The organism is Vibrio sp. ED004, from assembly GCF_023206395.1.
Lineage (GTDB): Bacteria > Pseudomonadota > Gammaproteobacteria > Enterobacterales > Vibrionaceae > Vibrio.
This window is the reverse complement of the sequence record NZ_CP066150.1, coordinates 1,081,955-1,097,341: the sequence shown is the minus strand read 5'-3', so window position 1 is coordinate 1,097,341 and position 15,387 is coordinate 1,081,955. Positions and strand designations below refer to the sequence as shown.

The window sequence follows — 15,387 nt, the reverse complement described above, 5'->3', positions numbered from 1 at the left end:
GAACTTTAACGATTGAAATTACTACAGATCGCACAAACTGCACACACAAGACCCTATATACACTACCTAATTCGACCTCGGATTATCTATTGGACTTAACTATAGCTAGCGAATTCGAATACAAAAGCCAGTCAACAGACTGGCTTTTGTACAGAAAAGTAGTTTGAAAGCTAATCCAAACTTAATAATTTTCTTTTAAGAATTGGTATGTAGGCTTGGGAACAATTGCTTCTATACTACTGAAATCTCTACTAGCTAAAAACTCCCTAACTTTAGAAGCACTAATCACATCACCATTCGTTGCAATTCGGTCAATAATATCAACCTCAATACCGTACTCAGGAAGTAACTCTTGCATTTTTTCATTGTACTGTTTGGTGATCATACACTTAGGCTCATCACCCAAGAAAATCTTAGTAATGTTAAGCGTTTTGGCTATGTACTCACAGAAGAACCATGCTTCCATTGAAGCGTCTGCTTTGGCTTCTGTGGTGTCTTTATCGAAGTAATCAGGGTAAGTTAGCTCTGTACAGATAAACTTACCTCCTCGGAGCACCGTGACATTCTCTAGGTGCTTCGTGCTCTCTGCGACTAAATGAAGACGATCTTCGAACTTAAAGAACGATTTGTCTTCTTCAATAACAAAAATGAACAACTTATCGACACTTCTTGCTGCGTGCTCTATTAAGTGTAAATGACCTTTAGTGATTGGGTTACAGTTGACAGCTACACTGCCGATGACACCTTCATTATCTATAGCATGTTGCTCTAATAATTCTAAGTAAGACTGCATTTCACATGATTCAAGCGCCTGTGCAGTATGCCTAAATAAAAAGTACTTGAACTTTTCTAGGACACACAACATTCTATGATCTAAGTCGAATTGAGGCGGTACAGGCTCACTTTTACTTTTCAAAACAGGTATTAACTTATTTGTTATGAGCTCTCCCATTACCTTATTTCCCCTAGGAGAGTAATGACAATGACGCGCGTTTAGATCAATGAAAAAGTCGCTACCTCGGTCAACATCATTAAGATCAATCGAAAATACATCCGAATCTTCAACATTTTTGAATTCATCAAAGTTGAAAAAAACAATTACATCACCCTGCTTGATCTCAGTTTGTACCAAATTATTCATTGCTAGAAGCAAATTCATCCCTAGTACGCCATGATTTTCAACTCTAACATTATCGGTTACTTTATTAATGTTTTTCTGAACCTGACTGACAATCGTATTTTTGTCACTCATACCATACGAAAAAGTTGTTGATGCCCCTAAGAAAAGCACTCGGCGATCTGATGTTTCTGGTTGACCTGTGGTTGCTCTAAACCCATTTTTTACTGATATAACTGAGCTGTCATGATCAGATAAAGATACTTTGGTCGCTCTTACAATAGGCAGCACATCACTAAACAACTCATCAATTTTGTTCTGCTCATCTTTGCTATAGAGTGATTTGATGTAAGTTGGTGGACTATTTCTGCGACTCCAATCTCTTCGCTGCTTAAGATAGAGCTTTGTGTTGTTAATAAGGTCCAGTTCCTCTTTAGACAACTTAGTTAAATATTCTCCTCCACTTTTAACATCGATGAGAACTGAAGATGCTCCTTTGGTCTCAATGTACGATTTGATAAAGGCCACTTTATCAGAATCGTTTACACTTGAATTTAGGATATCCAAACTCTTTACAAGATTAGTACTTTCACTTGTGGAATCTAATGAAACTTCAAGCTCTTTTGATTTTTCTGAGTCATCATTCATTAAATATAAGTTCAATAACATGAAACAAAATTCATTTTTTTTGAATTTGTAGACTAACTCTTCTATATGACTAGTTGCTTTTTTGTAGTCTTTTTTTTGTACATATAACTCAGCAAGTCTAAGGTTTTTAGACATCTTGATTTTTGAAGGTAGTATAGGAAGTAATCTATATAAGCTTTTTAATACCCAGTAAAACGTTAACTTATACGATTGACTTTTTGATAGCATGAATAGAGCCTTTTACATTATCTTTATAACTTCGAAATTTTAAAGATGCTACCATATTAAATTTTTAATAATGTAAGGTTAAGTAAGGCATTGTATTAATCTTAGTTACAAACTGTATTGTATAAATAAGCTTACTTATTATACAACACTCGACTTGTTATTAAAAGATATTAACCAATATTACAAGTTAATATTATATAGTTTATTTAGAACGGTTTTAATACAAACTGAATGTCATTCCATCGTTTATTTCTCCTTTCATCTCTGTTTCACAATCTAAGACTATAATATTTCAAATACTGTCAAAACGATGGGTACCAGTGAAACCATTAAAACGATACCAATATGAACGCTACGCCGTTCTTTGTAACCTCGCCTACCCTAGAGTTTTTAAGCAAACTCGCTATGGTTTTGATCCTAATGGACAGCGCATCATCAAGAATCAGTTCGGCAAAACCATGATTCGCGTGTTGTGGAGCAGCGACAAAGACGAAGTGGTTGTGGTTATTAAAGGGTCACACAGCGTGTCAGACTGGCTGCTTAACTTCGCCCTATGGACAAGAAGCTGCAAAAGGATTGGACTCAATTACCGCGTGCATGCTGGCTTCTATCATCTGATGTTTCAGGAAAGCCAACCAAACCGTAATGAAGATAAGCTTGGCTTGACGGTAATTGAACGCTTGGAAGCGACTCTCATCCCGCTTTTAGAACAAGGAAAAAGAATCTCTATTACTGGTCACTCATCCGGTGGTGCTATTGGTTGTGTGTTTGCTGACTACTTTGAGCAAAAATATCCAGGCTGCATTAAGCGAATCGTCACCTTTGGGCAACCTGCGATTGGTGATTGGAGTTTTCGAAAGCACTATCGCTTGAGTAAGAAAACCTACCGTATTTGTTGTGACATCGACATCGTAACCTTCATGCCGCCCGTACCTTTATTGTATTGGCATGTAGGAAAGGTGCTTTGGCTATACAACGGCAGAATCTATGAAAACACTCCAACTGTTATTCGCCTTGGACGTTCTATTTTTAGTTGGTTGATAAGACCTTTTTCTTATCACTTGATGAGCAAATATATCCGCAACAAGGATTTCTTTGATAAACACTGAACATATTTTCAATCTAATAAAGAAAGAGCACAGACTTATTACGGCCTGTGCTCTTTTTAGTCTCTAACTTATGTTGGTGTTTGTTTATCTATTAAAGCTTGAATCGTGACAACTCTTGCTTCAAATCGCTGGCTAAGTGGCTGAGCTGATCCGCTTGCGAAACAGCGTCAGTGGCATCAAGTGCCATAACATCACTCACTTCACGTACAGACTCAGTATTGGCATTAATTTCCGCAGTAACCAGTGATTGCTCTTCAGCAGCAGAAGCGATCTGAGTCGCCATATCGCTTATCATCTGAATTGCCTCACGGATTTGAGCCAAACTCTCTCCCGCCATGTCTACATCGTGCACGCTTGTCTTAGCCATATCATGGCTTTGTGTCATTACTTTCACCGCACCATTGGTCGCTTGTTGCAATCGCTTGATTTTGTCTTCGATCTCTTCTGTTGAAGCATGAGTTCGTTGAGACAGCACTCGAACCTCATCAGCGACCACAGCAAAGCCACGACCTTGTTCGCCAGCCCTAGCGGCTTCAATCGCTGCATTAAGCGCTAACAAGTTAGTTTGCTCAGCTATTTCACGTATTGTCGCTAAGATAGAGGCAATTTGCTGACCGTGTTCTTCCAACTCACTAATGATAGACACAGCACTTGTAAGCTCGGTTGCTAGTTCATTAATTGATGATTGGCTTTTTGCCATCTGCTGGAAGCCTTGCTCGCTCAATTCAACCGAGTGAGTCGCGCTTTTGGCTGTGTTATCAGCGTTAGCGGCAATTTCAGAGGTCGCTGTCGCCATTTCTGTCACAGCGGTTGCTACCATGGTTATTTCGTCTTGCTGCCTGCTAACGCTATCACTTCGCTTCAACGCGCTGCTATTAGCGTGCTCTGCACCATTGTTCATTGCAGTTGAAACTTGTGTCACGTTCGTCATCATTCCATGAAGTCGGTCTACGAACACATTAAACTTATCAGCGAGTTGCCCTACTTCGTCTTTGCTTGAGACTTGAAGGCGCTGCGTTAAATCACCTTCGCCTTCAGCAATATCCGCCAGCGCTTCGCTCACTCGTCCTAACTCCACCAGCTGTCGAGCAACAAACCAAGACGTTGCAGCTGCCATCACGATCAAGACAATCAAACCGGTAGTAATTTGGCTGATCAACATGTCGAACAACGGCTGTTCTAAAACCTCTTTGTCCATTTCAATCACAAGTAGCCAGTCCGTGCCTTTAATAGGTTCGGCCATTAGCACTCGTTCACTACCATCAACTTGAGTAAAGATCGTCGTTAGATTTTGTGCGGCACTGTTCAAACCAGAAACACTAAGTTCAGGCGCAATCTCAGTCACTTGTTTGAGAATGAACTCTTTATTTTGGTGAGCAACGACCGTACCTTCTTTATCAATGAGAATCGCACGTCCATTACCCGGAACCTGAATCGCCAATACGTCCTCGATCAGTTTGTCTAATGCTAAATTAGATGCAACAACACCGATGATCGAGCCATTCTCCGTGACAGGATCAGTAAGTGTTACCACTAACGCTTGCATTGTGACGCTAACATACGGCTTTGTAGTGACGGCTTTATTCTGAGCTAAAGTCTCTTTGTACCAACCTCGGACTCTTGGGTCATAGCCCGCTTTATTAAGCGAAGGGTCATGACGGAACATTTCCCCCTCTTTATTACCGTAATAACTTAACCCAAAGCCACCAGATACAAGAGTTTGACGCAAATGAGGTACGATATCTAAGGAAGGGTTTAGCTGCACTTGTTGCTTTAAGCCATGCACTGCTTGTTTCTTATCGTGAAACCAATCACTGATCCCTTTCGCGTGTGCATGCAGTGTGTTACGACTCTCACTTTCTATTGCTTGCCAGCTGTTGTTTTGAAAGGTTTTATAACCCATGAAAAGAAGAATGGCAGATGTCACTGCAATCGCCAAAACTACAGAGAAAACCATCTTTCTCTTTAGACTAAATTGCATATTAAGAACCTCTTATAGAACAATTAAGGAAATATAAAGAGGAACATTATCACTCATAGTCATGTTTTAATTAGGGTTATCCCCAAAAACCATGAAACAAATTGAGCATTATGTTTAATTGTGACTTCTATTTATTTACCGGTTTATCAACGACACATGAATTGTAGATTTAATCGAAGATAACTCAGGATAGAAAAGATAATGAAGTGGTGAAGCAAGTTGTTCAAAAAAGAAATAGTGACTCAAAGACAGGGAAGCCAGAAACGAAAAAACCAGCCACTAGGACTGGTTTTTCTGAATGATGGAGGCGCCTCCCGGAGTCGAACCGAGGTCCACGGATTTGCAATCCGCTGCATAGCCACTCTGCCAAGGCGCCTTCAATAGCGTTTTAAGAGAACAACTCTTTTGAATGCTACCTAGAGAGGTAACAACCAAATAGATGGTGCCCCGGGCCGGACTTGAACCGGCACAACGCGAACGTCGAGGGATTTTAAATCCCTTGTGTCTACCAATTCCACCACCAGGGCACGCAATTCTTTATTGCGATGCCGATTACTGAAAAGTAAAACACCATCTTAATGTCGAAGTTAATCAACACTACAAAATTTGGAGCGATACATCGGGTTCGAACCGATGACCTCAACCTTGGCAAGGTTGCGCTCTACCAACTGAGCTAGTATCGCATTTTCATTATTCAACTCTAGAAACTAGAGAGATAATGGAGGCGCCTCCCGGAGTCGAACCGAGGTCCACGGATTTGCAATCCGCTGCATAGCCACTCTGCCAAGGCGCCTTTTTAATTCAACACTTTAGGGACTTAAGTAAGCCGCTCCGCCGTGTTCGGGTGCCTACTTTACGGATTGAGAGGAGATAGTCAAACAAAAAAGTGAATTTAAATTCCGTTTGCTGACATTTAAATCAAATTGCTGCATGTTCGATCTCTTCTATCAAAAAACACACAGCAAAATGAATTCAATTTAGGTTTTGGACGTTACCACTTTTTCATAAAACGACCAACCAAGCTTGGGTGATATGCCCAACAATGGTCAAACATGGTCATGAGTTGAGGGTTACCGTATTTAGATAAGCTAACCGCATGGAAACGGTTTTTGTGTTCTTTCAGTTTTTCGACTTGAGCGATCATCTCGTCTGACTGCTTAGGCGCAATAAAATCAGAAAGCACAATCAAGTCTGCATTTTTGTACTTATCACCCGTCATTAAATCAATCGACTTCATCAGCACAGGTTCTAAATCCGTACCGCCGTGGAATGAGTAACTTAAGAAATCACTCGCCTCACGTAGGCCATCTTGTCGTGTTAGCTCATAGGTGATCTGCTCAGAAGAGAACAGAATTACGTAGCAGTCTCGTTCTTCCGCGAGAGCGATTTGCATCAAAGCATAAGCCATTGCTTTGGCAGATTGCTCAGGGAAGCCGCTCATCGAGCCTGACGCGTCCACACAAACGATGAACGGGCCTTTCTCAATATCAACGTTCTTGCTATCCGGCTTCTGCGCCTTCACTTTGCGTAACGTACGGGATTTACCTTGCGAACGATAGCTGAGTAAGCGCTTGTCAGCCAAATGCTTATAGAAAATAACCTCAAGCTCTGGATAAGCTAAAAACATGGTCTCGTTTGGAAGCATCTTATTGAGGTCATCACTCTCGTGAATCCCTACAATGTCATCAACCGCTTCATCGCTTTTCTCTTCCACCATCTGCAGTTCTTCTACAGGAGCTTTATGTAGCGAAGGATCATCTTCCTCACCAGCCATACGGCCAAGTTTTTCAGCGATCTCTTGTAGGCCTTTATGCTTATTCAAGAATTCAGCATGACGTTTCATTACGGTTAAGTCAGTTTTACTTAACTTAGCCGATGCCATATCCCACAAGCGCCCTACGCTGCCTTCATCACCAGATTCGGTCACTTTATCCATGTTTTTCATGGTTTCCATGCGTTGGTATAGATCGGCTAAGACTTTCTCTTTGCTGGTTTCAAGTTCGGTAACTTGCGCTTGCTTGATTGCGTCAGACAGTGATTGATACCACTGATCGCAGAAATAGTGCGGGAACATCGCATTATAAACGCCCTTGTTGTGCTCCATCAGGCGTCTGGCTTGAAGGTAAAACGCTGAGTGCCACTCCAATTTTTTGATGACACTGTCAATCTCATCAAAAAACTGGGGTTCATCCCAGTGAATGACTTCTTGGTAAAGTGCGATTTCTTCTTGGAATCGGTCAGTTTCACACACTTTAGTGACGCGTTTTTTCACTTTGCCGCGCCATTTCACCAAGTGGTTTTTTACCGACGTTTTCACGCCTTTGTTCTCAGCCGCCATCATGACCTGAGAACGAGCGATGAGATCATTCATCGCTGTATCTATGATGCCTGAGTCAGCAACCATTAAAGCAAGGTTTAAGCCGTCTGCTCCTAACATACTTGTCTCCCCTTACTCGAAGTACTGACTCATAAACTTAATGCGCTGCGCGATCTTGCTGCTCTTCACCTTTGTGGTTTCCAAGTCTTGTGTAACCGCTTGTAAGCTTGACTCCATCGCTTTAGGGAGCTCTGGGTCAATGTAGTTATGTGGCAACGCATCATGGAATTCAGTACGCACTCGTTTCAACTTGAACTCGGCCTCTGTGAGTTGCTCTAACGCTCTCTCTGCGCCAGTTAGCCACTTGTTGTAAAGCTCTTGGTCCAAACCGTCAGTTGTCACGACACTGACTAACACCGAGCGATTCGCGATATCTTTGATAACCAACTGGTTCGATGCATCAAGATCCAGCTTCAAACGACATAGGTTTTTGTTTTCGTTCACGTAACCGTAAATATCACCATGCCCTTCTTTCAGAACACGATCAAAATCGTCTTTGGCTACGTATACCCAGCGGCTATCGCCTTTCTCAGATTCAGAAACTGACATGTTGCTTTGCAGTAGAACCAATTTCACTAAGTTGTACGCGCTACCCACGCTGTACATCTTCGCGTTCTTGATATCGTTCTGGTAAACGTCTTTACGTAGCAAGCCACTGGTAGACTCCATCGATAAAGACACAGACAGGGTCGATTCAACGTCGTCCTGAATTTCTTCAAGCTCTTCACGAGACATTTCGATTTGCGCTTTTGACTCTTGCTGATCGAACGCACGGTTCAATGCAAAGTCTTTAACCACGCTACGAACCACATCACGTGATTCTGGGCTGTGCCATAAACAGTCTTGTAGAAGCATGATATCTAGCGGGTTCACGCTGTCTCGACCGCTAAAGAAAGCACTCGCCTTCAATAGCTTAACGGCTTTCTTCCAACGTCTATCCGATACGTACAAGTCAGACTCTGATGCTGAACCTTGCTTCTTAACTGTTTCCTCAAGCATGGTTTTCAGTTCATACAGCTTGTTAAACGAGTTATCGGTCAGTTCTAACTTGTCGAGCTCTTTCTGCCATTGATGGTATTCAATGTCCGTGATCGCTAAACCTTTTGGAATCACAGCTTCTTGAGATGTGCCAGTGGTCAGCATCGATTTGAAGTTTTGTTTGTTTTGAATGCGGTTTACAAACACGCGAACCAGCATACGGTCATAAAGGGCTTCTAGACCGCTGTCTTCGTCTGGGAGTTCATTAGATGCAGAAACCAACAAACGCATTGGCACACGTTCGATATCGCTGCCGTTCTTGAATGTTTTTTCGTTAACCACAGTTAGAAGTGTGTTTAGGATTGCAGGGCCTGCTTTCCAGATCTCATCAAGGAACACAACTTGTGCTGTTGGTAGATAGCCTTCGGTCAGTCTTACATAGCGACCGTTGTCTTTTAATTCTTGGATACTTAGCGGGCCAAACACTTCCTCTGGTGTAGAGAAACGTGTCATCAAATATTCGAAATAGCTGCTGTTGTCAAAAGCTTGGATTAGGCGCTTAGCGATAAGACTTTTTGCGATGCCCGGAGGGCCCAATAGGAATACACTTTCGCCGGCGAGAGCCGCCAGTAAACAGAGCTTAATCGTGTCTTCTCTTTCGTAGACACCATCGGATAGAGCATGCGCTAATTTATTGATTCTTTCAGAGAGTAGCGCTTTGTCAGCATGTGAGGAAATAGAAGGGTTCATGCGTTACTCCGAAAATCTTTTAACTGTTGAGAGTGTAGATATGTTTTTATACATTTGTTAGCACTTTGTTACAAGTGTATTTTATTATTGAGTTGCATTTATATCAGATGGTTAGGGTCGTAATTTTCATGTAATCATAGATTCCAAATATGAGAGTAACATCACGAATGGCGTAAAACGAAATCGATAACTAAACCCAATTTTTCTTTTATTTTCGACACCATAGACGTTATGGTGGTGCACGTCTTCAGTTATCGACAAATTGGCAAGGAATGTGGCCAGACTGCATGAGTAAAGTTATCCATCAATGGAAAAGTATTTCTCTTATAGAAGAGAACGTGACGCTCCCTACGAACGTCGTGGTAAAACATACAACAATCAACCACCCTGGCGCGGCCGTTATTCTTCCTATCACTTCGTCTGGAAAGATTATTCTCATTAACCAATTTCGCCCTTCTCTCAAAAAGTGGCTTCTAGAGTTACCTGCGGGCACTATGGAAATTGATGAGACACCTCTTGAATGCGCACAGCGCGAACTGGAAGAAGAAACAGGTTACAGTGCAACTTCTTTTCAAAGCTTAGGGCAGGTTACGCCTTTAGCTGGCTTTTGCGATGAGATACAGCATCTATTCGTCGCAAAAGACCTTAGCCTCACTACCCGCTTTGAATGTGACGAAGATGAAGTCATAGAAGTGATCGAGCTGAGCTTAGAAGAACTGCACGACAAAATACGACACGATCAAATCACCGATACAAAAACTATCGCTTGTTTAAGTAAAGCCCAACTCTGCGGCTACCTATAACACTCTAGGAGAGAAACATGGACTTTCGTTCTGATACCGTAACTAAACCCTCACAAGCTATGCGCGATGTAATGGCAAACGCAGAAGTCGGTGATGATGTATATGGTGACGACCCAACAGTAAACGAACTTGAGCATTGGGCCGCCAACGAAACAGGCTTTGAAGCCGCTATGTTCACCTCTTCAGGTACGCAAGCCAACCTTCTCGGCTTAATGGCACACTGTGAACGTGGTGATGAATACCTTTGTGGCCAACAAGCGCACAACTACAAATACGAAGCTGGCGGCGCTGCGGTACTGGGTTCGATTCAACCTCAACCAATCGAAAACAACCCAGACGGCACTCTTGATTTCAAAAAGCTTGCTGCTGCTATTAAGCCAGACGACAGCCACTTCGCCCGCACTAAGCTTTTAAGCCTAGAAAACACGATTAACGGCAAAGTACTGCCAATGTCTTACCTAGCGGAAGCTCGTGAGTTCGTAAACCAACACGGTTTGCAAATGCACTTAGACGGCGCACGCGTATACAATGCGGCAGTAGCGTTAGACGTTCACGTTAAAGAGATCGCACGACACTTCGACTCGATGACGATTTGTTTATCAAAAGGTTTGGGTGCTCCAGTTGGCTCTTTGCTACTTGGTAGTAAAGAGTACATCGCTAAAGCACGTCGACTACGCAAAATGGTCGGTGGCGGTATGCGTCAAGCTGGCATCCTTGCTGCTGCAGGTAAAATGGCGCTGACTGAGAACGTTACTCAGCTTAAAGCTGACCACGAGAACGCAAAAAACCTAGCGATTGGCCTAAGCAAGCTTGAGGGCTTCTCGGTTAACCCTGATTTCATTCAAACGAACATCGTGTTCGCTAAGTTAGATGAGTCTGTTGATATCAACCGCATCGCACGAGAATTAGGTGAAAAAGGCATTACTATGTCGCCAGGCAACCCAGTGCGCTTTGTTACTCACCGTGACATTAGCGCAGAAGACATTTCTCGATTCCTAACTGAATTGGAAAAAGCGCTGTAACTCTCAATAAAGTGCCCATCTCTCGCTATTAATACTTGAGCTTCCCCTTAGGGGAAGCTTTATACTTTTGTTTTCACAGGAGTATATACGTGTACAACAAGTCCCTAGCTTTACTCATTGCTGCTCTCTCTTTCACACTTCACGCAGAAGACTTTGGTGATCCAGAACTTGGTAAACTGAAATCCCCGAGCTGCGTTTTTTGCCATTCAGTCACTGGCGACAACACGAATCAAAACTACCCAGACCTTAAAGGGCAAGATCCGCTCTATTTGTTCAATGCTATGAAAATGTATAAGAACGACCAACGTGAAGGCTCCTACGCTGACATGATGAAAGCTCAATTAAGCCGACTTTCTGAACAAGATATAAAAGATATTGCGGCCTATTACGCTTCATTGTCCAAATAGCGGACTATTCTATATCGAGAGCGAACAAATAAAACCCATCATCTTTATGTTAATTAATTAGCTCTCTACGTTTGCTAGGTATATGAATTAACCAACTCCAATAGGTGAGTGATATTTTTATTCATACCACCCTGTCGTTACTATGAATAAATCACCCACCAACAACCCTTTTCATGGAAAACAAACTTAACATTGGTCATGAAATTAATTGGCTAAGTAACTACCCTGACGATCAAAGATCTTACCTTGCGGAGGTTTACGTGAGCGTAATGAACGAAGACCTAGAGCAACTAAAGAGCGCAAGGCCTGAGGGCACAACCACCTTACAAGTCATACACCGAATGAAAGGTGGCCTTTCATCAATCGGACACTTTTCGCTAGAGCAACAAATTAAAGCGGAAGAGACAGCATTGAAATTAAGAAATAATAGTATTGAAGAAACCAACCTCAACATTATTAAATTAATTTCACATAGCGTTAATTTAGTTGAAGAATGGCTAGAGATTCATAACGTAGGAAATTAATCGAATCAATGTAGGACTTTTCTTATTTTAACTCAGTATCGATTTTCGCTATTTCCGTTTTGTTACAATTAGCTAAATTTGGTCAACAGTTAAAATAATGAATAAAGATATTAAAAAATATACGGTATTGGTTGCAGACGACTCTCGTCTGGTTACAAGCAGTGTAACCACCATCTTGCGCCAGATCGGCTTTGAGTCCATATCTTATGCATACAAACCTTTCGACGTGATTCATCAATGCCGTCAGAACGCGTTTGATATTATTATCTGTGACTATAACTTCCAAACCCAATTGACTGGTTATCAGCTTTTGGAAGAGCTCAAGCACGCTCGAATCTTAAAGTCGACCACGGTTTTTATGTTCCTCACAGGCGAAAATGATTACAACGTCGGGCGCTCAATCGTGGACTCTGACCCTGACGATTACCTACTTAAACCGTTTAACAAGCAGTTCTTTATCAAACGAATATTTTCAGCCCTCAATCGAAAATTGGTCCTTGCACCAATCTTTGAAAAGTTAACTGAATTCGATTTTTCGGGCGTTGTACGCGAGTGCGATGAGCTTCAACCATTTCATCCTGAATACTCAAAGCTTATCCGAAAATACAAAGCCTCTGCCTTATTGAAAAGTAAACAATTTAATAAGGCTCAGGAGGAGTATGAAAGCCTTCTCGAAGAAGATGACTTAGATTGGATCAAAACAGGTCTTGCAAGCACACTGATTGAAACAGACCAAGTGGATGAAGCAAAAGAGATACTCAGCCTAGTTAAATCAAAGAAAAACAACCCCTACTTTCACGACGAAATGTCGAACATCTATTCGATTGAAGACGACCTACCCAACGCGATCGACCACTTGAAACAGTCAGCGATGTTACTGGATGCAGGGGCGCACCGTGAATTGGTGATCGCGAATTTATCTATCGCTGCAGAAGCGTATCAAGACGCCTTCACCTATATGAAAAGGTATTACGAAAAAAACATTAATACGTTCCGTGGTGGGTTTTATACCAAGATTAACTACATGCGTACTTTTCTTTACAAGCAACCGCTTGGTGGCTCAATAAACCTCTTTGAAAGGCAACTTGCTTCGTACAACTCAACTCTCAGCGATATTGGTAAAACGCCAGAACTTATTCTTCAGGACAAACTGATTTCTGCCCACATTGCATTGATCAAAGGCGACCTAAAGACGGCAACACTCAGTATAAAACAAGCGTTGAATTATACTTCCGATTTTCATTTTTATGACTTCTACCACCTGTGCTTCTTATTGGAACAGTGCTCTTTCTTGAGCGAAACGCCGACGTTCGTGAAAAGGTTGGAAGACAGCATTAATCAAGACCAACACCCAAGTATTATTCGTAGCCAAATTCATATGCTTAATGGTTTTAAGGAGCGTCTACAGACCTCACAGCAGCACTTGAGTAATATCCGCAAAGAGATGGTGTTAATGAAATCGTCAGATCGTTTAACGAAAGACAAGCACCTTGATTATTATTTAGACATTCACGACCTTTTGCCACACTCAAAAAAGACCTGTTTGGCAATAATCAAGCTTTCAGCTTTGCTGAGCACGCCCTATGAAGGCAAGCACGATATTCGTATCAAAATTAACAAGTGCAATGACGTATTGGTTAACTTACACACAAAAGAAGAGCTAAACAGTATCAATTACAATCAAATCTTGTATAAAGCCCGAGGTCGAGCCACCTATTAGCGACGCTAGTTTTAGGAGAGTAATAAGCTAGAACCCTCTTAAAGCATCTGATTTTCAAAATATTAAAATGTCATTTTCACCCTAACTACTTTGTTTTTACATAGAATTATTGCTTATCACAATCTTAGAACTCAAAGAGACAGGATGTCACACAGCAATATTTTAGGTGACTTATGAAAAATCAGAACGTTCTAATCATAGATGAACAACCGCTTTATCGTGAAGCCCTTGCAGAGTTGGTGATGGACTCGTTAGAGGTTGACGATCTGCATAAAACCACAGATACCGATAGAATTCTAAAGCTAGTGAAAAGCCAGAGCATTGATTTGATTGTTCTCGATGTGACCTTGGCAAACAACGATGGTATGAACCTCGCTAAAATAATCAAAGCACACGGTTATGAAGGCAAGTTGCTGTTTGTTTCTTCGTCAGATAGCTCAAGCTTGTCAGAGGCGGCTCAGTCATTAGGCGCCAACGGATTCCTGAGTAAGAGCGAAAGCCATGAATCCATTCACTTCGCCCTATCCAGTATTATGAAAGGTTATTCGTTGTTCAAGTCAGATCAAAAGAACAGTGGCAAGAACACAAAGCTCTCTAATAAAGAAGCGATCGTGTATCAGTACCTGATTCAAGGACACTCGAACAAGCTTATTTCAGAAAAACTGTCTTTAAGTGCTAAGACTATCAGCACCTATAAAACACGTATCCTAAACAAGTACAGAGCCAATTCAACCGTCGAGCTGGTTCAACTGAACGATGCACTTTAATTACTTAACTAGCTAGTCGGTGAGCCTAGTTTAAGTACTTCCCCATCACATCAATGAGCAATCGATGTAGCGCGTTGTTACGATGGGTTTGCTTGATATAAGCTGCGATCTTGGGGCGACCTGTCGCATAGTAAGATTCTGGTATTTCAATCGATTTAAAGCCTTCAATCGAACGACCAAAATTCATCATTATGGTGGCGCATCTTCGACGCTTTAACAGTCCAAGTAATAGACCAACATCCCCGACGGTGACCTTAGATTCAATTTCAAATCCTTTCTTCTCTAAAATCATTCGTACCACTTGCTTAGAGCCCTTCCAACCTTTTAGCTCGAGGAAAATAAAGGGCAATGACAACGCCGTTTCTAACGAGTCTGCTTCAATATCATCAGGAAGTACAATGCCGACTGGTAATGAACCAACAGGTAGTTGATAGATACTCTTAGGACATTCTTCATTAAAATTGTGCATGTACACGTCCACATTACCATCTAAGATGCTTTCGATTGGGCGATCACTTGGGCTAACGATACTAATGGGCGCGTTAGGAAACAGTTCAAACAGGTCATTCAATATCAGTTCGCCCAAAAAATACTGCGCAACTTGAGGCATCGAGATAGTGATGGGCTTGTCATAAGTTAGCGGATCAAAAGTACTCGTCCCCATACAAGATTCAAGGCTGTCTAATCCAGCCTGAATAACGGGAAGCTGTTTCTTAAGAAAATCGGTACTTTCAAAATGGTGTGCATGTCGAATAAACAACTCGTCACCAAGCTGTTCTCTTAAGCGAGCAAGGTACTTACTGATAGATGCCTCGCTCTTGCCCAGAATCTTAGCCACTGGCTTAAGTTGTTGGTGTTTATCCAACAACACCAAGATACGTAGAAGATTGAGATCTAAATCTTTATTCACAGCAATAACCCTTCATCGTAAATTCATAAACTTAGCTAACATGTAC

Annotated in this window: 12 protein-coding genes and 4 tRNA genes; 7 read left to right on the top strand and 9 right to left on the bottom strand. The window is 41.8% G+C overall.

Annotated elements, in window-relative coordinates:
- Positions 1–181 precede the first annotated feature (181 nt).
- Positions 182–1,900 carry a citrate lyase ligase gene (locus ITG10_RS22345; RefSeq protein ID WP_248386893.1) on the bottom strand — a complete coding sequence of 573 codons (1,719 nt, stop codon included), beginning with the start codon at positions 1,898–1,900 and terminating at the stop codon, positions 182–184.
- 413 nt (positions 1,901–2,313) lie between these two features.
- On the opposite strand from ITG10_RS22345, the gene ITG10_RS22340 reads away from it, so the two are divergent.
- Positions 2,314–3,102, top strand: coding sequence for a lipase (locus tag ITG10_RS22340; RefSeq protein ID WP_248386890.1), 789 nt, complete (start codon positions 2,314–2,316; stop codon positions 3,100–3,102).
- Positions 3,103–3,193: 91 nt separating this feature from the next.
- Here ITG10_RS22340 and ITG10_RS22335 read toward each other — a convergent pair whose 3' ends face one another.
- The 7 genes from ITG10_RS22335 to ITG10_RS22305 all read right to left on the bottom strand — a co-directional run bounded on the left by ITG10_RS22335 (position 3,194) and on the right by ITG10_RS22305 (position 9,188).
- The gene (locus ITG10_RS22335; RefSeq protein WP_017629458.1) at positions 3,194–5,059 is read right to left on the bottom strand and encodes a methyl-accepting chemotaxis protein; all 1,866 of its coding nucleotides are present in this window, start codon (positions 5,057–5,059) and stop codon (positions 3,194–3,196) included.
- 326 nt (positions 5,060–5,385) lie between these two features.
- Positions 5,386–5,459, bottom strand: a tRNA-Cys gene (locus ITG10_RS22330).
- A gap of 64 nt (positions 5,460–5,523) precedes the next feature.
- Positions 5,524–5,610 (bottom strand) — tRNA-Leu (locus tag ITG10_RS22325).
- An 80-nt stretch (positions 5,611–5,690) separates the two neighbouring features.
- A tRNA-Gly gene (locus ITG10_RS22320) sits at positions 5,691–5,766 on the bottom strand.
- A 36-nt stretch (positions 5,767–5,802) separates the two neighbouring features.
- Positions 5,803–5,876 (bottom strand) — tRNA-Cys (locus ITG10_RS22315).
- 198 nt (positions 5,877–6,074) lie between these two features.
- On the bottom strand, positions 6,075–7,520 hold the full coding sequence (gene viaA / locus ITG10_RS22310) for an ATPase RavA stimulator ViaA (RefSeq protein WP_132788140.1): 1,446 nt from the start codon (positions 7,518–7,520) through the stop codon (positions 6,075–6,077).
- A gap of 12 nt (positions 7,521–7,532) precedes the next feature.
- Positions 7,533–9,188, bottom strand: coding sequence for an ATPase RavA domain-containing protein (locus ITG10_RS22305; RefSeq protein ID WP_017632334.1), 1,656 nt, complete (start codon positions 9,186–9,188; stop codon positions 7,533–7,535).
- A gap of 287 nt (positions 9,189–9,475) precedes the next feature.
- Between ITG10_RS22305 and ITG10_RS22300 the strand changes: the two genes are divergently transcribed.
- The 6 genes from ITG10_RS22300 (at position 9,476) to ITG10_RS22275 (ending at position 14,431) form a co-directional block, all read left to right on the top strand.
- Positions 9,476–9,991 (top strand): NUDIX hydrolase, encoded by a 516-nt coding sequence (locus ITG10_RS22300; protein WP_017632335.1) that lies wholly within the window; start codon positions 9,476–9,478, stop codon positions 9,989–9,991.
- 17 nt (positions 9,992–10,008) lie between these two features.
- Positions 10,009–11,013 (top strand): low-specificity L-threonine aldolase, encoded by a 1,005-nt coding sequence (gene ltaE / locus ITG10_RS22295; protein WP_017632336.1) that lies wholly within the window; start codon positions 10,009–10,011, stop codon positions 11,011–11,013.
- An 89-nt stretch (positions 11,014–11,102) separates the two neighbouring features.
- Positions 11,103–11,420 carry a cytochrome c gene (locus tag ITG10_RS22290; protein WP_017632337.1) on the top strand — a complete coding sequence of 106 codons (318 nt, stop codon included), beginning with the start codon at positions 11,103–11,105 and terminating at the stop codon, positions 11,418–11,420.
- Positions 11,421–11,593: 173 nt separating this feature from the next.
- Positions 11,594–11,944, top strand: coding sequence for an Hpt domain-containing protein (locus tag ITG10_RS22285; protein ID WP_017632338.1), 351 nt, complete (start codon positions 11,594–11,596; stop codon positions 11,942–11,944).
- 97 nt (positions 11,945–12,041) lie between these two features.
- Positions 12,042–13,664, top strand: coding sequence for a response regulator (locus tag ITG10_RS22280; protein ID WP_248386887.1), 1,623 nt, complete (start codon positions 12,042–12,044; stop codon positions 13,662–13,664).
- A 173-nt stretch (positions 13,665–13,837) separates the two neighbouring features.
- Positions 13,838–14,431, top strand: a complete 594-nt coding sequence (locus tag ITG10_RS22275; RefSeq protein ID WP_017632339.1) for a response regulator transcription factor — start codon at positions 13,838–13,840, stop codon at positions 14,429–14,431.
- 25 nt (positions 14,432–14,456) lie between these two features.
- Here ITG10_RS22275 and ITG10_RS22270 read toward each other — a convergent pair whose 3' ends face one another.
- The gene (locus ITG10_RS22270; protein ID WP_248386885.1) at positions 14,457–15,341 is read right to left on the bottom strand and encodes a LysR family transcriptional regulator; all 885 of its coding nucleotides are present in this window, start codon (positions 15,339–15,341) and stop codon (positions 14,457–14,459) included.
- Between the last annotated feature and the right edge of the window lie 46 nt (positions 15,342–15,387).